General features: G+C 68.3%; 14 protein-coding genes. 5 read left to right on the forward strand and 9 right to left on the reverse strand.

The genetic code is table 11. The features are described 5' to 3' along the window. Window positions 1-130 precede the first annotated feature (130 nt). A complete protein-coding gene (locus HUA76_RS16040; RefSeq protein WP_174461374.1) occupies window positions 131-3910 on the forward strand; it encodes an FAD-dependent oxidoreductase in 3780 nt (1259 codons plus the stop codon). 21 nt (window positions 3911-3931) lie between these two features. On the opposite strand, the gene HUA76_RS16045 is transcribed toward HUA76_RS16040, so the two are convergent. Then, entirely contained in the window at window positions 3932-4606 is a 675-nt protein-coding gene (locus HUA76_RS16045) for a hypothetical protein (RefSeq protein ID WP_174461375.1), read from the reverse strand. 194 nt (window positions 4607-4800) lie between these two features. Here HUA76_RS16045 and HUA76_RS16050 point away from each other — a divergent pair, with 194 nt between their 5' ends. Together HUA76_RS16050 and cyaY are read left to right on the forward strand one after the other, a co-directional pair. After that, window positions 4801-5298 carry a histidine phosphatase family protein gene (locus tag HUA76_RS16050; protein WP_174453334.1) on the forward strand — a complete coding sequence of 166 codons (498 nt, stop codon included), beginning with the start codon at window positions 4801-4803 and terminating at the stop codon, window positions 5296-5298. Between the two features lie 13 nt (window positions 5299-5311). After that, a complete protein-coding gene (gene cyaY / locus HUA76_RS16055) occupies window positions 5312-5644 on the forward strand; it encodes an iron donor protein CyaY (protein WP_174461376.1) in 333 nt (110 codons plus the stop codon). Here cyaY and HUA76_RS16060 read toward each other — a convergent pair. The 6 genes from HUA76_RS16060 to secA form a co-directional block, all read right to left on the reverse strand. Then, window positions 5632-6630 (reverse strand): diguanylate cyclase, encoded by a 999-nt coding sequence (locus HUA76_RS16060; RefSeq protein ID WP_174461377.1) that lies wholly within the window; start codon window positions 6628-6630, stop codon window positions 5632-5634. The genes cyaY and HUA76_RS16060 overlap by 13 nt on opposite strands. Next, window positions 6630-7187, reverse strand: coding sequence for a ribosome recycling factor (gene frr / locus HUA76_RS16065; RefSeq protein WP_141645586.1), 558 nt, complete (start codon window positions 7185-7187; stop codon window positions 6630-6632). The genes HUA76_RS16060 and frr overlap by 1 nt, the downstream gene beginning before the upstream one ends. A 43-nt stretch (window positions 7188-7230) precedes the next feature. After that, window positions 7231-7983, reverse strand: a complete 753-nt coding sequence (gene pyrH / locus HUA76_RS16070; RefSeq protein WP_141645587.1) for a UMP kinase — start codon at window positions 7981-7983, stop codon at window positions 7231-7233. Window positions 7984-8194: 211 nt separating this feature from the next. After that, complete coding sequence (gene tsf / locus HUA76_RS16075; RefSeq protein ID WP_141645588.1) at window positions 8195-8845, reverse strand: translation elongation factor Ts; 651 nt, start codon at window positions 8843-8845, stop codon at window positions 8195-8197. A gap of 158 nt (window positions 8846-9003) precedes the next feature. Continuing rightward, on the reverse strand, window positions 9004-9993 hold the full coding sequence (gene rpsB / locus HUA76_RS16080) for a 30S ribosomal protein S2 (RefSeq protein WP_141645589.1): 990 nt from the start codon (window positions 9991-9993) through the stop codon (window positions 9004-9006). 392 nt (window positions 9994-10385) lie between these two features. Beyond that, window positions 10386-13229: a preprotein translocase subunit SecA gene (gene secA, locus HUA76_RS16085; protein WP_174453330.1), complete on the reverse strand. Its 2844-nt coding sequence runs from the start codon at window positions 13227-13229 to the stop codon at window positions 10386-10388. A 355-nt stretch (window positions 13230-13584) separates the two neighbouring features. Here secA and rlmM point away from each other — a divergent pair, with 355 nt between their 5' ends. Then, window positions 13585-14607, forward strand: coding sequence for a 23S rRNA (cytidine(2498)-2'-O)-methyltransferase RlmM (rlmM, locus tag HUA76_RS16090; protein WP_174461378.1), 1023 nt, complete (start codon window positions 13585-13587; stop codon window positions 14605-14607). Between the two features lie 49 nt (window positions 14608-14656). After that, window positions 14657-15367 (forward strand): diguanylate cyclase, encoded by a 711-nt coding sequence (locus HUA76_RS16095; protein ID WP_174453328.1) that lies wholly within the window; start codon window positions 14657-14659, stop codon window positions 15365-15367. Between the two features lie 118 nt (window positions 15368-15485). Here the strand turns inward: HUA76_RS16095 and HUA76_RS16100 are convergent, their stop codons facing one another. Beyond that, on the reverse strand, window positions 15486-16403 hold the full coding sequence (locus tag HUA76_RS16100) for a M23 family metallopeptidase (protein WP_141641070.1): 918 nt from the start codon (window positions 16401-16403) through the stop codon (window positions 15486-15488). Window positions 16404-16618: 215 nt separating this feature from the next. Next, window positions 16619-17416 (reverse strand): Stp1/IreP family PP2C-type Ser/Thr phosphatase, encoded by a 798-nt coding sequence (locus HUA76_RS16105; RefSeq protein ID WP_141641069.1) that lies wholly within the window; start codon window positions 17414-17416, stop codon window positions 16619-16621. Between the last annotated feature and the right edge of the window lie 24 nt (window positions 17417-17440).

A 17440-nucleotide genomic window follows, 5' to 3' on the forward strand; every position in this document is an offset into this window, starting at 1 on the left:
GCAGAGCCACTCCCTCCCATCGCCTGCTTTCACGCGGCGTCGCGAGGCCGCTTGCTTTCCGGGCGGCTCACCGCGAAATAGGCCCCGCACGCGAGCCGTTGCTCCGGGTTCCTCCTACACCTTCAGTGATATGCGCGCCCTGACCGACCTGCCCTCCGACCCTGGCCCCTCCCTTCAACTGGGTCTGCCGGGCTTCACCTTCGAAGACCTCTACCGCCCGCGCGGACTGCGCCGGCTGGCCAAGAGCTTCGACGCGCAGCTCGCCGAGGACGAGCCCGAGCTCTTCAAGGCCTTCGACGCCTACCGCCAGTCCGGCGGTACCAGCCTCACCGGCCCCGCCGAGTCGGACCTGTTGGTGCGGGTGGCCCGGCACACGTCGCGCTTCGTCTCCCGACTCTTCCGAGTCGACCAGGAGCTGGAGCGGCAGATGGGCCAGTTGAAGGGAGAGCTGCCCCTCTTCGACTTCAAGCGCGAGTTCATCACCCGCCGCGTCTTCAAGAAGGGCGCGCCGGACCGTCCGGCGCTGGCCGAGTTCCCGTCGCTGGATGGGCGCATGCGGCTGCTGCTCCAGCTCGGCTTCCCGGAGGCGCTCTCCCTGGGCGACTTCGAGCGCGGCCTCGCCGAGTCCGTCCTCACGCTCATGGAACTGGAGCGGCTGTTCTCCGGCAACCTGCCCGCGGAGGAGCAGGCGAAGGCGGAGTCCCTGCGCGCCCGCTGGTCGGCGCTGCGCACCTCGCTGACGGCCACACCGGAGGGCCGAGAGGCCTTCGGCTCCAGCCTCGTCACCCAGGGCGATGATGCCGCGGAGCTGCAGTCCGTCCGCGCGCTGCTGTCGCTGGCGGACCGCTGGACGTACGCGCGCGCGCTGCACCCGGAGACCAAGGAGCAGTTCCACACCTGGCCCACCCACCGCGTGCCCAAGCCGCTGGTGTTCGACCAGCTCGTGCAGCTCCAGCGCCCGGACGCCGCGCTTCCCGAGGCCACCGAGGGCCTGGCGCACCACCTCCGCCACCGCGACGGCTTCAAGCTCACCGACCGCCGAGGCACCGCGCGCGACGTGATGAACGAGGTGGACTACTGCGTGCTCTGCCACGAGCGCCAGAAGGACTCCTGCTCCACGGGCTTCCCCGCGAAGGACAAGGTCGCCGAGGGCCACAGCTACAAGAAGAACCCGCTGGGCATCCCCCTCACGGGCTGTCCGCTCGACGAGCGCATCTCCGAGGCGCATTTGCTCAAGCGCGAGGGCAACTCGCTCGCGGCGCTTGCGGTCATCACGCTCGACAACCCGATGTGCCCCGGCACCGGCCACCGCATCTGCAATGACTGCATGAAGGCGTGCATCTTCCAGAAGCAGGAGCCGGTGAACATCCCGCTGGCGGAGACGGCCGCGCTGACGGACGTGCTGGACCTGCCCTGGGGCTTTGAAATCTACGGGCTGCTCACGCGCTGGAACCCGCTCAACATCCGCCGTCCGTACGCGCTGCCCTACGTGGGTCGCAACGTGCTGGTGGTAGGCCTGGGGCCCGCCGGCTACACGCTGTCGCACTACCTGCTCAACGAGGGCTTCGGCGTCACGGGCATGGACGGCCTGAAGATTGAACCGTTCTCCGACGAGCTGGCCGGCCGCAATGGCCACGCCCTCAAGCCCATCCGCGACTGGCGTTCGCTCACGCGCGAATTGGATGAGCGCGTGCTGGAGGGCTTCGGCGGCGTGTCCGAGTACGGAATCACCGTGCGTTGGGACAAGAACTTCCTCACGCTCATCCACCTGACGCTGGCGCGGCGGGACGGCTTCCGCATCCACGGTGGCGTGCGCTTCGGTGGCACGCTCACCATCGAGGACGCGTGGGAGCTGGGCTTCGACCACATCGCCATCGCCGCGGGCGCCGGACGTCCCACCATCATCGGGATGAAGAACAACCTCATCCGGGGCATCCGCAAGGCGAGCGACTTCCTCATGGCGCTCCAGCTCACGGGCGCCTTCAAGAAGGACTCGCTGGCGAACCTCCAGGTGCAGCTGCCCGCCATCGTCATCGGCGGCGGCCTCACCGGCGTCGACACCGCCACGGAGCTGATGGCGTACTACCCGGTGCAGGTGGAGAAGGCGCTCGCCCGCCACGAGAAGCTCTCCGCGGAGCTGGGCGACGAGGCCATCCTCGCGAAGCTGGACGCCGAGGAGCGCGCCACCTACCAGACCTTCCTGGAGCACGGCCGCGCGGTGCGCGCCGAGCGCGAGCAGGCGAAGGCGGAGGGCCGCACGCCAGACTTCATCAAGCTGGTGCGAGCGTGGGGCGGCGTCAGTCTGGCCTACCGCCGAAGCCTCACCGAGTCCCCCGCCTACCGCCTCAACCACGAGGAAGTGTCCAAGGCGCTGGAGGAGGGCATCCGCTTCATCGAGCGAATGAGCCCGGTGGAGGCGCTGCAGGACGAGACGGGCGCGGTGCGAGCGCTGCGCTTCGAGCGCATGGTGACGGTGGACGGCAAGCTCAAGGGCAGCGGCCAGTTCTTCGAGCTGCCCGCGCGCACCGTGTGCGTGGCCGCCGGCACCTCGCCCAACGTCACGTACGAGCGCGAGTACCCGGGCACCTTCAAGCTCGACGAGGGCGGCGACTACTTCCAGGGCTACTCCCTGGTGGACGGTGAGCAGGGCTTCACGCTGGAGCCCGTGGAGGCCAGCGAGGACCTGGACTCCAAGGTGGGCTTCTTCACGTCGTATGCGAAGGACGGGCGCTTCATCTCCTTCTACGGAGACAACCACCCGACGTACGCGGGCAACGTGGTGAAGGCCATGGCCAGCGCGAAGGATGGCTACTCGGAAGTGGCGCGCCTGTACGCGAAGGAAGTGGCGTCGCTCGACTTCGACGACGAGGTCGCCCAGGCCCGTCGCGAGGAACTGCGCGCCGCGCACTTCGCGAAGCTGGACGCCGCGTTCAACGCCACCGTGGTGTCCGTCACGCGCTTGACGCCGACGATTGTGGAGGTGGTGGTGAAGGCGCCCTTCGCGGCCAGCCACTTCCAGCCCGGCCAGTTCTACCGGCTCCAGAACTTCGAGCGGAACGCGCCCGTCGTCGACGGCATGCGCCTCACCATGGAGGGCCTGGCCCTCACCGGCGCGTGGGTGGACAAGGAGAAGGGACTGATGGGCACCATCGTCCTGGAGATGGGCTCCTCGTCGCGCCTGTGCTCCGCGCTCACCCCGGGCGAGTCCGTGGTGCTGATGGGCCCCACCGGCGCGCCCACCGAGATTGCCCACAACGAGACGGTGGTGCTCGTCGGCGGTGGCCTGGGCAACGCGGTGCTCTTCTCCATCGCCCGCTCGCTCAAGGCGGCGGGTTGCCGCGTCGTCTACTTCGCCGCCTACCGCCTCAAGTCGGACTCCTTCAAGCACGACGAAATCGAGGCCGGCACGGACCAGATTGTGTGGTCCGTGGACAGCGGCGACTTGATTGAGCCGCGCCGTCCGCAGGACGCCGCCTTCCGGGGCAACGTGGTGCAGGCGATGGTGGCGTACGCCGAGGGCAAGCTCGCCACGCCCGGCCTCATCCCGCTGTCGGAAGTGGACCGCATCATCGCCATCGGCTCGGACCGGATGATGCGCGCGGTGGCTGAGGCCCGGCACAAGGTGCTCCAGCCGTACCTGAAGCCGGACCACGAGGCCATCGGCTCCATCAACTCGCCGATGCAGTGCATGATGAAGGAGATCTGCGCCCAGTGCCTCCAGCGGCACGTGGACCCGCGCACCGGCAAGGAGACGTGGGTGTTCTCCTGCTACAACCAGGACCAGCGGCTGGACCAGGTGGACTTCGTCAACCTGAACCAGCGCCTGCGCGGCAACACGGTGATGGAGAAGGTCGCCGACCTCTACCTGGCGCAGTTGCTCAAGAAGGCACCGCACCTCAAGCGCGTCTGAGGTGCACGCCTTCCCGGGTCTTCATCGACGCGTGCCGGTGAAGACCCGCAGCATCTCCTGGTAGTTCTTCATCAGCTCGTCCTCGCGCGTGAGGACCACGTCCACGTTGGCGTCGCCGTACTCACGCCGCACATCCGTCAGCTTCTGGAACGACTCCACCTGGTGGCGCATGGAGGCCACCTGCGCCGCCAGCTCCTGACGCTGCTCGGGCGGCAGCTTCTCCTGGAGTTCCTCCAGCTTCCGAAGCTCCTCCTCGTACTGGAGCGTGCGCCCCAGCTGCCGTTGACTGATGACGGCCGTGACGACTTCGGCCAGGCCGTTGACGTCACTCACGCTCAGCCCCGCCTGCGTGCGCGCCTCCGACTCCGCCTTGGCCTTCGCCTCCACCACCTTGAGGCCCGCGCGGACTTCCGCCATCGCCTCCGGAGTGCCCGCGTCCACCAGCGCGCCCAACCCCTGGAGTCCCTTCACCTGGGAGCCGTACACCTCCAGCATCCGCCGCTGGTAGGCCACGTAGGCGGTCAGCTTCTCGGGCGTCACCACATAGGGCCCCGCGCCGGTCGCCTCCTCGGCCACCAGGCCGGCGGCGCCACCACCACCATCCGCCACCCCGGGTGCATCGCTACCCGTGGCCCCATCCTTCTTACAGCCCGAGAAGGCCAACAACCCCGCCAGGACCCACAGCGCCTTGCGCATCCAGACTCCTTCCAGAGAGACACGGCACGTCAGTCCCCGCGTGTATGCTGCGCGGACGCGTGCGGAGGAGGGCGGCCAACTCCTGTCTGTCATGCCGAGGTTGTTGCGGCCACTGAACAATCGCCGCATTACCTTTGACCAACCCGGCTGCGGTCATGTACGAACCGCGGTCCTGTCGTACCGGTGGAGGGACTTTGAGGATTTTCCTGGTTAGGCACGGCGATGCGGACGCTGAGATCCCCGAGGGTCTCGGTGACGAGGCGCGCGCGCTCACAGCGAAGGCTCGGGCGAACACCGCCGCGCACTTCGCATCGTTGTCCGAGCGCATGGGCCCCATCGGCCTCATCCTGACCAGCCCGCTGGTTCGCACGGTCCAGACGTCGCAGATTCTGTCCTTCGTGACGAAACACGAAGGGCTGCTGCGGGCGCATCGCTGCCTGTTGCCGGACATGCCGGTGGGCGCGGTGGAGCCGGTGCTGGCCGAGCACGCGGATGAGAACCTCGTCCTGGTCGGCCACCAGCCGTCCATGGGCGCCCTGGCGGCGCACCTGACGGGGATGCAGTCCTTCCCCAAGTCCGTTCACCCGGGCACCGTCATCGCCCTGGAGCGCGTCGAGAGCGAGACGTCGCCGCACTTCAAGTTCCTGTTCTACGCGGCCCCTGGCCAGCAGGTGCTTGACGTCATTCAGTGAGGCCCGTGCGGCCATGATGGAAGAAGCCCGCTACAACCAGCTCGTGGCCATCGTCTTCAAGCGGATGCTTGCCGCCGCGGACGCCATTGATCCAGACCTCCTGGAGGCGGAGAGCACGGGTGACATGCTCACCCTCACCGCCCGCTCCCGGGAGAAGTGCATCGTCAACACCCAGCGCGCCGTGAAGCAGATCTGGGTGGCGGGACGAGGCCAGGGCATCCACTTCAACTACGACGAAGCCAGCGGCACCTGGCAGGACGACAAGGCGCGCGGCCTGGAGTTGTTCCGCTTCGTCGCCGACGTCGTTCACGACATCAGCGACGTGGACTTCATCTACCCGTCCTGAGTGCGGCTGGCGGCGTCGCTGGCCACTTCCACCCAGTCACCACCCGCCGCCTGCGCGCGTCGCAGCGCGTCTCCCGCGTCCTTCAGCAGACCGCCGAAGCTGACCTGCTGGCCCGTGGCGCCCGGCGGCGCGCTCTTGTTGCCGGCGGGAGGCTCCGACACCGCCACGCCCACGGATGCGGTGCCCGCGGGCAGGGATTGCACGGCCTTCAGCTTCTCTCGCAGGCGCTCGGCCACCACCCGCGCGCCCGAGCGGGGCGTGTGTGGCAGGAAGACGACGAAGCGGCTGTCCGCGAAGGGCACGGCCACGTCGATGTCGCGCACGCCCTCCACCAGCAGGCCCAGCGTCTCCGCCAGTGCGCCCCGCCTCGCGGTGGGTGACAGCGCCGCGGACCGCTCCGTGAAGCGGTCCACCTCCACCATCAGCAGGGCGATGGGATAGCGGTAGCGACGGCTGCGCTTCACCTCCATCAGCATCAGCCGCTTGAGGAACTCGAAGTCCGCCGACGTGCCGCCCGTGGATGGAGCCGGCTCCGGACGGGTGACGCGCCGGGCCTCGGGCTCCACCAACGGAGCCGGGGCAGGAGGCGGCACCGGAACGGAAGGCACCACGGCGGTGCGCCGGGCCTCCTCGCGCTGCAGCAGCAGCGAGACACACGTCAGGACGGTGCCGCGTTTGAGGGGGCCCACCAGACTGCCATCCGCACCGGCCTGGGCGGCACGCTCGTCGGCCTGCTCCTCGTCCGGCGGGTACACCAGCAGCACCGGCACGTGGAGCCCCTGGGAACGCAGGCTCCGGCACAGCGCCTCTCCATCCAGCGGCCCCAGCCCCGAAGCCAGGACTACCGAGGGCGGCCGCTCTCGCGAGGCGCGTTGAGCCTCGTCGGCGCTGGCCACCCAACTCACTTCGTGGCCGGCTCCCTCGAGGAACCGGCGCAAGACACCCGCCACCGGAGCGGCGGGCTCGGCCAGGAGCACGAAGGCCATCAGACCTCCATGACCTCCTTCTCCTTCTTCTTGATGATCTCATCCACCTGGGCCACGCCGCCGTCGGTCTCCTTCTGGACCTTCTCGGAGATGCGCTTGTGGTCGTCCTCGGTGATCTTCTTGTCCTTCAACTGCACCTTGAGCGCCTCGTTGGCGTCACGGCGGATGTTGCGGATGGCGACCTTGTGGTCCTCACCCTTCGTCTTCACCTGCTTGGCGATGTCCTTGCGGCGCTCCTCGGTGAGCGGCGGGAAGGGCAGGCGAATCATCTCCCCGTCATTCATCGGGTTGATGCCGAGGTTGGCCTCGCGAAGGGCCTTCTCGATTTCCTTCAGGACAGTCTTTTCCCACGGCTTGATGATGATGAGCCGGGGCTCCGGGGCGCTGACGCTGGCCACGCCGGACAGCGGGGTGGGCGTGCCGTAGTAGTCCACCCGGATGTTGTCGAGGATGGCGGTGCTGGCGCGCCCGGTGCGCACCTTGGTCAGCTCCCGCTTGAGGTCCTCGAGGGACTTGTCGATACGGCCCTTCAATTCGACGACGATGTCACCGCTCATATGCGAGCTCTCCTTGAACACGAGTCGGGATGAATGCGAGCGGTCAGGCCCAGACCGTCTCGCTGCCGCCCACGACGGTACCAATCTCTCCGCCCCCCAGCACCGCGCGCTGGATGTTTCCCGGCACGGTGAGGTCGAAGACGATGATGGGCAGCTTGTTGTCCATGCACAGCGAGATGGCCGTGGAGTCCATCACGTTGAGGTTCTGCTTCAACACGTCCATGTACGTCAGCGAGCGGTAGCGGCGCGCCGTCGGGTCCTTCTTCGGATCCGCGTTGTAGATGCCGTCCACCTTCGTCGCCTTGAGGATGACCTGGGCGTTGATTTCCATGGCGCGCAGCGACGCGGCCGTGTCCGTCGTGAAGTACGGATTGCCCGTGCCCGCCGCGAAAATCACCACCCGCCCCTTCTCCAGGTGGCGCACCGCGCGCCGGCGGATGTAGGGCTCGGCGATCTGCTCCATCTTGATGGCCGACAGCACGCGCGTGTGCATGCCCTTCTTCTCCAGCGCGTCCTGCATGGCCATGGAGTTGATGCACGTGGCCAGCATCCCCATGTAGTCGGCGCTGGCCCGGTCCATCCCCTCCGTCGCGCCCGCCACCCCGCGGAAGATGTTGCCTCCGCCAATGACGAGGGCCACCTCCACGCCGGCCGCCGCCAGCTTGATGACCTCGTCCGCGATGCCACTGAGGGTGGGTGGGTGGATGCCGTACTTCCCTTCTCCCATCAGGGCCTCACCCGAGAGCTTGAGGAGGATGCGCTTGAAGCGGAGCGGTTGGGTCGTGTCGGAGGACATGCGCGTCCGCTTCTATCCCCCGTCTGGCGCCATATCAACGCCCGAGTCGGACACCCCTGCTCACACCGTCAGCTGCCAATCGCCTGGAGGGGCTGGAAAGGCCCGCAAAGGCGAGGGCCGCGTCCCCCGCCCCCGTCAGGGGTACGGAGCGCGCGGCCCTCAGGGCCCTGCTCGAACCATTTCACGGCCCCCGAAAGGGCCGCGAGGGGGCTCAGCCCTGCAGCGTCTTGGCGACTTCGGCGGCGAGGTCGTCCTTCTTCTTCTCGATGCCCTCACCCACCTCGAAGCGGACGAAGCGGCGCACGGAGACCTTCTCGCCAATCTTCGCGGCGCGCTCGGTGATCATGTCACCGACCTTCTTCTTGTCGTCCTTCACCCAGAGCTGGTCCACGAGGCAGACCTGCTCGTAGTACTTCTCCATCTTCCCGACGAGGATCTTGTCCAGCATCGCCTCGGGCTTGCCCTGCTGCTTGAGCAGGTCGCGCTGAATCTCGCGCTCCTTCTCCATGTTGTCCGTGGGGACTTCCTCGCGACGGACGAACTTGGGGCCGGTCGCGGCGATCTGCATCGCCACTTCCTTCACCAGGTCCTGGAAGTCAGGGTTGCGGGCGACGAAGTCCGTCTCGCAGTTGACCTCCACCAGCACGCCGATGCGGCCGCCGTGGACGTACGTGCCGACGAGGCCCTCGGCCGCGACGCGACCTTCCTTGCCCGCCGCCTTGGAGATGCCCTTCTTGCGCAGCCACTCCTCGGCCTTCGCGAAGTCGCCGCCCGTCTCCGTGAGCGCCTTCTTGCAGTCCATCATGGGCGCGCTGGTCCGCTCGCGCAGGTCCTTCACCATCTGGGCCGTGATTTCGGCCATGTTCGTCTCCTGTCTCCACCGTCACGAGGGCGCCAGGCGCCGGGCGGAGCATCCGGTTTCAAGGGATACGGCTACAGCGAAAAACAAGGACGGCCGGGTCGCAGGCATTCTGATGCGCCACCCGGCCGCCACGAACACTGGAGTACAGCGAGAGGCGACTACTCCTTCGCCGCCTCGCCACCCTCGGCCGCCGCGGGCTGCTCGGCCGCGGGCTGCTCGGCCACGGCCGGCGCGCCCTTCATCTCCACGAGAGGACCCCGGCGCTCGCCGCCACGGTCGCCACCACCGCGGTGGTCGCCACCCCGGCGATCCCGGTTGTCACGGCGCGGGCCACGGCGGTCGTCGCGGTCACGGCGGTCATCACGGCCCTCGCGCTCCTCCTGCTCGTCGCGCTCCGCCGCGCCAGAGGCGCGGTAACGGGCGGCGCCCTCGATGCAGGCCTCGGCGATCTTCGACGTGAAGAGCTTGATGGAGCGGATGGCGTCGTCGTTGCCGGGAATCACGAAGTCGATGCCGTCGGGATCGCAGTTCGTGTCGACCAGGCCAATCACGGGGATGCCCAGGCGGGTCGACTCGTGGATGGCGATGTGCTCCTTCTTCGGGTCGATGATGAAGACGCAGCGGGGCAGCTTCGACATCTCCTTCACGCCGCCCAGGTTCTTCTCGAGCTTCTCGCGCTCGCGCTCCAGCGAGGCGACTTCCTTCTTGGGCAGGCGCTCGAACGTCCCATCCTCGGCCATCTTCTCCAGCGTCTTCAGCCGGTCGATGCCCTGCTTGATGGTCTTGAAGTTGGTCAGCGTGCCACCCAGCCAGCGGCTGGTGACGAAGTACTGACCGGCGCGCGCGGCCTCCTCGCGGATGACGTCCTGCGCCTGCTTCTTGGTGCCGACGAAGAGCACCGTGCCGCCACGGGCCGTCACGTCCGCCACGAAGCGGAACGCCGAGCGGGCCATGGAGACCGTCTTCTGCAGGTCGATGATGTAGATGCCGTTGCGGGCACCGAAGATGTAGGGCTTCATCTTCGGGTTCCAGCGCTTCGTCTGGTGGCCGAAGTGGACGCCGGCCTCCAGGAGCTGCCGCATCGTGATGCCGCCGGCGGCGGCCATGGCCTGCTGCTGCGTCTGCGTTTCCTGCGTGTCGATCGACATGGTGTTTCTCCGGTTATTCCGCCACACCCGGGTGTTGCTCCGGCCGTGACTGCCGGGAGCGAGGGCCCTCCTTTCGGAGAAGTCCTCCACTCACGGGAGCACCGGCGACCGGCACGGGCGTGTGTGAAGTGGGTACGACTCGGGGTCAACACCCCCGGCCCCAGACTACGAGGCGGGGGGTCCTTAACAGAACCCTTCCCGGCGGCGCAAGCTTCGCTTCACCGCCCGTGGCGGGAAGAAGGCTCGTGCTCGCCTCCCTGCCCTCCTGGCCCCCTTTCCAGGGCCCCGGGGACGGGCCGAGCGCCAGAAAGAGGACCGGCGCGGCCCGCCGTCCGACAACCCCGGACGGCGCCGCGCCGGCGCCCTACTTCCGACATCCCGCGAAGAGGCGCCTAGACGCTGGCTTCCGCCGCGCCGTGGCACTTCTTGTACTTGCGACCGCTGCCGCAGGGGCAGGGGTCATTGCGGCCCACGCGGGGGCCCTGCTGGGCGGCCGGCGTACGGGCCGCCGCGGCCACGGAGGCCTCGTCCAGCTTGCCCTCCGCCGTGCCACGGCCTTCCACCGCCTTGCGCTGCTGCTGGGCCAGCTGGCGCTGGATGCGGACGGCCTCTTCCTCCGCGCTGGTGGCGGAGCGGGGCTGCACGCGCATGAGCTGCGAGACGAACTGCGCCTTGATGGCGGACAGGGTCTGGATGAAGCCCTGGTAGCCCTCGCGCTTGTACTCCTGCTTCGGGTCCTTCTGGCCGTAGCCACGCAGGCCGATGCCCTGGCGCAGGTGGTCCATGCCCAGCAGGTGCTCCTTCCAGAGCCGGTCGATGGTCGCCAGGTAGTTGTACTGGAGGAAGCGCAGGAAGTTCTCGCCGAACTCCTCGTCGCGCGTGCGGAAGACCTTCTCCGCCGCCTTGTAGATGTGGTCCTGGAGTTCGTCGCGGTTGCCCACGCCCTCGAAGCCCATCTCCAGGTCGAACGTCTCCTTCACGTTCTTCGACAAGGCGTCCAGGTCCCACCCGTCCGAGCCCTTGGTGGGCGCGTACGTGTCCACGGTGGAGACGATGACGTCCTCCAGCGCGTCCAGGACCATCTCCTTGAAGTCCGCCCAGCTCACCATCCGCTCGGAGCGGCTCTTCACGCGCGTCTTCGGGTCCTCGGTGAACTCCACCAGGGGCACGCCCGCGCCCGCGGCCAGCACCTGACGACGCAGCTTGTAGATGGTGCGCCGCTGCTGGTTCATCACGTCGTCGTACTCGAGCAGGTTCTTGCGGATGTCGAAGTTGTGTCCCTCGACACGCTTCTGGGCCCCTTCAATCGCGCGGGACAGCCAGATGTGCTCGATGACCTCGCCCTCCTCCATGCCCAGCCGCTCCATGAGTCCCTGGATGCGCTCCGAGCCGAAGATGCGCATCAGGTCATCCTCGAGCGAGAGGAAGAACCGGCTGGCGCCCGGGTCACCCTGGCGACCGGCGCGGCCACGCAGCTGGTTGTCCACGCGGCGCGACTCGTGGCGCTCGGTGCCGATGATGAACAGGCCGCCGGCCGCCATCACCTCCTCGCGCTCCTGCTTCGTCTCCGTCTCCAGCCGGGCCTGGGCGGCGACGAGCCGCTGCTCCCAGTCCGCCAGCTCCTGCTGGTAGGCGACCATCGGGTCCACCTGCGGCGCGGCGCCATCCACCGGGGGCGGCAGCGGCGCGGGGGCCTCCGGCGGGGGGCCCACGGAGGCCTTGGCGAGCACCTCCGCGTTGCCGCCCAGGAGGATGTCCGTTCCACGGCCGGCCATGTTGGTGGAGATGGTGACGGCGCCCTTGCGGCCCGCCTGCGCGACGATGTCCGCCTCGCGCTGGTGCTGCTTGGCGTTGAGGACGTTGTGGGGGACGCCACGCTTCTTCAGGAAGTTGGCGACCACCTCGCTCTTGGCGATGGACACCGTGCCCACCAGCACCGGCTGCCCGTTCTTGTGCAGCTCTTCAATCTGCGCGGCGACGGCCTCGAACTTCTCGCGCTCCGTCTTGTAGACCACGTCCTGCTGGTCCTTGCGGACGTTGGTGCGGTTGGTCGGGATGACGCGGACGTCCAGGTTGTAGATCTTCGCGAACTCCTCCGCCTCCGTGTCCGCGGTGCCCGTCATGCCGGACAGCTTGGTGTACATGCGGAAGTAGTTCTGGAACGAGATGGTCGCCAGCGTCTGGTTCTCGTTCTCGATCTTCACGCCCTCCTTGGCCTCAATCGCCTGGTGGAGGCCGTCGGACCAGCGGCGGCCCGGCATCTGGCGGCCGGTGAACTCGTCGACGATGACGACCTCGCCGTCCTTCACCACGTAGTCCTTGTCGCGCTTGTAGAGCGTGTGCGCGCGCAGGCCCTGCTCCACGTGGTGGAGCGTCTCGATTTCGCCCGGGTCGTAGAGGTTGGACACGCTCAGCCGCTTCTGCAGCTTCTCGATGCCGTCATCCGTCAGGGACACCGAGCGGTGCTTCTCGTCCAGGGTGAAGTCCTGGTCCGGGACGAGGCCGGGGATGACCTGGTCCACCCGGTAGTACTTGTCCGTGCTGTCCTCGGTGGGACCGGAGATGATGAGCGGGGTGCGGGCCTCGTCGATGAGGATGGAGTCCACCTCGTCCACAATCGCGTAGTTCAGCTCGCGCTGGACGTAGTCCTGCAGGCGGAACTTCATGTTGTCGCGCAGGTAGTCGAAGCCGAACTCGTTGTTCTGCCCGTAGGTGATGTCCGAGCGATAGGCTTCCTGGCGCTGCTTGTCCGACAGCTCGTGGAGCACGCAGCCCGTCGTCATGCCCATGAACTTGTAGACGCGCCCCATCCACTCCGCGTCGCGGCGGGCGAGGTAGTCGTTCACCGTCACCACGTGCACCCCGCGCCCGGACAGGGCGTTGAGGTAGCAGGGCAAGGTGGCCGTCAGCGTCTTGCCTTCACCGGTGCGCATCTCCGCGATGCACCCCTCGTGCAGGAACATGCCGCCGATGAGCTGGACGTCATAGTGACGCTGGCCGATTTCGCGGCGCGCGCCTTCACGGATGAGCGCGAAGGCCTCGAAGAGCATGCTGTCGAGCGGCCTCCCGTTCTGAATCTCCTGCTTCAGCCGAGCCGTCTCGGCAGGAAAGTCCTCGTCCTTGAGGGCCCGCATCCGGCTCTCCAGCTCGTTGATGCGGATGACCTTCTCGCGGGCCTTCTTGAGCTCGCGCTCATTCTTGGTCCCGATGAGCTTCTTCAGCGTCCATTCGATCATTCGTTGACTCTCTCGCGGCCGGAGAATCCTCGAAGGACGGCGGCGAGTGAAGGGAAATCCCTGGAGATGTAAGGGAGGCTTGGTGGGAAACCACGCGCGCCTCTTGAAACTTCCTCTCGGCCGGTTGCCCAGCGCGCATCGGTTCAGAGTAAAGCGGAACGGAGCCCACGCAATGTCCCCTCCGCGAAATCCCCGCCGCCGGCCTGCCCGGGGCGCCCCCTCGAAGTCCCCTCGTCGCCCCGGCCGCCCGGCGCCGCCCGCCCACCGCAAGCCCGCCCCCACCCAGGGTGGGTCGGCCCCTGCACGCACCGCGCCGCCCCCTCCCCCCGCCCCCCCGAGGGCGCGCGTTCCCCCCATGCCCGCACAGACGCAGCCGCCCCAGGTGGGACGCTGGCTGTGGACCTGTCGGGCCGGGTTCGAGCCCCACCTCTTCGAGGAGCTGGCCTGGGCGGGCATGGCCCCTCGCCTGCTTGGAGAGGCCCTGGTGGAGAGCGACTCGCAGCCGGGCCTCGCTCCCGCCTTCGCCCGCGCCGCCTGGCGGGTGGTCGCCTCGCTGCCTCCGGGAACGCCCGACGTCCAGGCGGACGCGGCGGCCCGGGCCATCATCTCCCTGCCGGGGACGGCCCCCTGGGTCCTCCAGTCCTTCACGCCCGACAGCCCTCGGGGCAACACGCTGGCGGCCGTGGCGGAGGCGCTGGAGGCGGCGGTGCGCACGCGGCTGCCCTCGGAGCGGCTGCTCGACGACGCGGCGCGGGCGCGGGAGTCCGGCGCCCGGCTGGTGACGCTGTGCGTGGCACCCGACGGCGTGACGGCCGTGGGCGCGGTCTCCGCGCGCGAAGCCCTGTCCCTGGCCCCCGGAGGGCGACGACGCATGCGCCGGGAGGTCGAGTCCCCCTCGCGCGCCGCCATGAAGCTGGAGGAAGCGCTGGACGGCCTGGCCTTCGAGCCAGGGCGCGGCGACGTCTGCGTGGACCTGGGCGCGGCGCCCGGGGGTTGGACGCAGCGGCTGGTGGCCCGGGGCGCGAAGGTGGTGGCGGTGGACCCGGCGAAGCTGATGCCCGAGCTGGCCTCGAATGGCCGGGTGAAGCACATCCAGGAGAGCGCCTTCTCCTATGCCCCCGAGGAGCCCGCCGACTGGCTCTTCTGCGACATGGCGTGGCGTCCGTTGGAGGTGGCCCAGCTGCTCGCCAAGTGGGGGCGCCGTGGCTGGGCAAGCCACCTGGTGGCCAACATCAAGCTGCCCATGAAGGACAAGAACCCGGTCCTCCTGCGCGTGCGCCACACGCTCGTCGAGGAGGGCGGCTGGGAGGGCCTCACCGTCCGCCAGCTCTACCATGACCGGGATGAAGTGACGGTGACGGCCCACCGGCTGCGCTGACGGGAAGCCCCTGCGCGCGTCCTCGCGACGCGCTAGAGAAGCGAGTCAGATGCCCTATCCGCTCGACGACGCCACCGCCACCGCCCTCATCGCCCTCCACCCCTGGGTGCTGACCCGCAGCCCCCAGGCGCCCGTGCAGGCCGCCGTCGAGGTGCTCCTCCAGGCCGAGCAGGCCCGTCGCGGCCACCCGGACCCGAAGACGGGCGCGCTCCAGGTCCCCGCTCTCACCCAGGGGAGTCTCCTGAAAGAGGAGTACGACCTGTCCACGCATGCGCACCATGACGGCTGGCGCGTGGGCGCCGTCATCGCGGATGTGAAGGAGATGATTTCCCTCAACGCCCGCTTCGGCTTCGCCATTGGCGACGCGATTCTGCGCGCCACCGTGGAGTCGCTCGCCGCGCAGTACCCGGGCGCCAAGGTGATTCGCCTGCACCCGGACGCCTTCGCCGCGCTGCTGGTGCCCACCTCACAGCTCACCGTGAGCGCGGACCTGGCCGGCCCCACCCACGAGCGCCTCTCACGCGACGTGCGCCGGGTGCTCCCCGAGGGCACGCCCGACACGGACGCCCCGAGCTGGACGGTGAGCCTGCTGGAGGTGACGGTGGACTCGCCCTCGCACTGGCAGGTGCTGGGCCCGCTGCTCTGGGCCGAGCTGGAGCGCGCCCACGTCATGCAGCGCAGTGGACGCGCCGATGGACTCCAGCAGCGACGGCTCCGGCTGGACGCATCCATCCCAGGGCCCGCCACGCTCTCTCGTTGAGGAAGGCCAGCGGGACTTTGCGTCCCAGGGGCGAGCCAGAAGGCCCGACGTCCCTGGGGTTCAACACCCGCAACCACCCTCCCGAGCCAGGCCCGGGAGGCACCGCGCACTCCGAGGACTACTCCTCGAGGATGAACTTGCGCGGGTTCTGGGGGATGCCGTTGACGCGGACCTCGTAGTGCAGGTGCGGTCCGGTGGAGCGGCCCGTGTTGCCGACCGCGGCGATAAGTGAGCCGCGCTTCACGCGGTCTCCCGCCTTCACCAGCATCTTCGCCAGGTGGCCGTAGCGCGTCTTGATGCCGTAGCCGTGGTCCACGACGATGACGTTGCCGTAGCCGCCCTCCAGGCCCGCGAACACCACCGTGCCGTCCGACGGCGAGAAGACTTCCTTGCCATGGGGCGCGGCGATGTCGAGACCCGCGTGCATGACGCGGTCGGCGGTGTACGGGTCCACTCGCTGGCCAAAGTCGCTCGTCACCCAGCCGCGCGCGGGCCAGACGGACGGCGTGGAGGCGAGCAGCGACTTCTGGTCCTGGAAGTACGCCTGCAGCTCCTGGAGGCTCTGCTCCTGACGGGTGGCCTCCGCGCTCAGCTTGTCCAACCGGCCCATCAGCAGCTTGGGCGTCTCGGTGGTGGTCAGCTGGGTGAACTGGGTGTCCGTCGTCGGCACCTGGGTGCCCGCTTCCGGCTCCGTGGGGCCCATGGCCAGGTTGCGCTGCGGGTCCGACAGCAGCGTCATCGCCCGGAGCTTCTGGTCGAACCGCTCCACCCGGTCCAACGTGGAGCCGATGTGCTCGATTCGCTCCCGCACCGACTTGAGCTGCGAGCGCAGCGTCAGGTTCTCCTCGCGGAGGATGCGGTTCTCGGAGGCGTCCGCCGCCACCTGGAAGTAGTGGATGCTCGCACCCGCGCTCAGTCCCACCACCAGCATCAACCCCATCCCCACCTGCATCAGGAACGAGCGTTGGATGGTGTACCGCTTCACCGGCGCGTCATGGTCCGGGATCACCATCAACGTGAAGGACTTTTTCGCCACGGGACAGCTCCCTGCTTGCGTGGGACATCCGGCGCCAGAAGCTAAGTCGCTCCGTGTCGCCCAACACCTCCCCCCACCGCCACACCCCGCCTGCTTCGTCTCCCGGCGACGTCTGCCAGGGTTGGAAACGTTTGGGCAGCTACCATTCAGTTTCCAAGAGTGTCAAGGTCAACAGTGACCTGACGAGGTGTTTGTCGGCCACGGGGCCGGGTGCCTCAGGGGGCGACCCGCACCACGATGACGGTGATGTTGTCGTCGCCACCACGCTCGTTGGCGAAGTCGACGAGGCGCTTGGGCACGTCCTCGAAGCTCTGCGCCTGGGCCACGACCTCGTGGATTTCGCGGTCCTCAAGCATGTTGGCCAGGCCGTCCGAACACAGCAGGAACACGTCGCCGGGCTCGGAGACGAGCCCCATCACGTCCACCTGGACTTCCTCTTCGAAGCCCACGGAGCGGGTGATGATGTTCTTGTAGCGGGAGTGCTTGGCCTCCTCCGGCGTGATCATCCCCGCCTTGATCTGCTCGTTGACCAGCGAGTGGTCCTCGGAGATCTGCTGGATGAGGTCGCCCCGGATGAGGTACGCGCGGCTGTCACCCACGTGGGCGAAGAAGGCGTGCTCATCGCGCACCACGAGGGAAATCACCGTGGTGCCCATGCCGGACAGCCGCGGGTCTTCCTGCGCCGCCGTGTAGATGGCGAGACACGCCTTCTCCACGGCCGTGCGCAGGGCCTCCGGTATTGGTGAGTCCTGGAGGTTGGGCACGGACAGGAACGGATTGTCCTTTCCCTCCCGAGCCCGCCGGAGCTCCTTGTCGATGGTCTCGACGGCGATGCGCGACGCGGTACCGCCGCCGGCATGGCCGCCCATTCCATCCGCCACGACGTAGAGCTGCAGCTCATCGTCGATGAGGAAACTGTCCTCGTTGTGGTTGCGCTTCCGCCCGACGTCCGTCAGGCCAGCGGAAACGACTTTGAGGCGGGAGGCCGCGGTCAGCCCTGCGGTGTTGGACACACCAATGATGCTATGTGAGACCCA

The sequence above is a fragment of the Myxococcus sp. CA056 genome (genome assembly GCF_013336715.1).
Taxonomy (GTDB): domain Bacteria; phylum Myxococcota; class Myxococcia; order Myxococcales; family Myxococcaceae; genus Myxococcus; species Myxococcus llanfairpwllgwyngyllgogerychwyrndrobwllllantysiliogogogochensis.

What these genes read in the sequence shown, in the direction of transcription:
- HUA76_RS16040 (WP_174461374.1), top strand. Translation starts at nt 131, where the DNA reads ATGCGCGCCCTGACCGACCTGCCCTCCGACCCTGGCCCCTCCCTTCAA.
- HUA76_RS16045 (WP_174461375.1), bottom strand. Translation starts at nt 4,606, where the DNA reads ATGCGCAAGGCGCTGTGGGTCCTGGCGGGGTTGTTGGCCTTCTCGGGC.
- cyaY (WP_174461376.1), top strand. Translation starts at nt 5,312, where the DNA reads ATGATGGAAGAAGCCCGCTACAACCAGCTCGTGGCCATCGTCTTCAAG.
- HUA76_RS16060 (WP_174461377.1), bottom strand. Translation starts at nt 6,630, where the DNA reads ATGGCCTTCGTGCTCCTGGCCGAGCCCGCCGCTCCGGTGGCGGGTGTC.
- frr (WP_141645586.1), bottom strand. Translation starts at nt 7,187, where the DNA reads ATGAGCGGTGACATCGTCGTCGAATTGAAGGGCCGTATCGACAAGTCC.
- pyrH (WP_141645587.1), bottom strand. Translation starts at nt 7,983, where the DNA reads ATGTCCTCCGACACGACCCAACCGCTCCGCTTCAAGCGCATCCTCCTC.
- tsf (WP_141645588.1), bottom strand. Translation starts at nt 8,845, where the DNA reads ATGGCCGAAATCACGGCCCAGATGGTGAAGGACCTGCGCGAGCGGACC.
- rpsB (WP_141645589.1), bottom strand. Translation starts at nt 9,993, where the DNA reads ATGTCGATCGACACGCAGGAAACGCAGACGCAGCAGCAGGCCATGGCC.
- secA (WP_174453330.1), bottom strand. Translation starts at nt 13,229, where the DNA reads ATGATCGAATGGACGCTGAAGAAGCTCATCGGGACCAAGAATGAGCGC.
- rlmM (WP_174461378.1), top strand. Translation starts at nt 13,585, where the DNA reads ATGCCCGCACAGACGCAGCCGCCCCAGGTGGGACGCTGGCTGTGGACC.
- HUA76_RS16095 (WP_174453328.1), top strand. Translation starts at nt 14,657, where the DNA reads ATGCCCTATCCGCTCGACGACGCCACCGCCACCGCCCTCATCGCCCTC.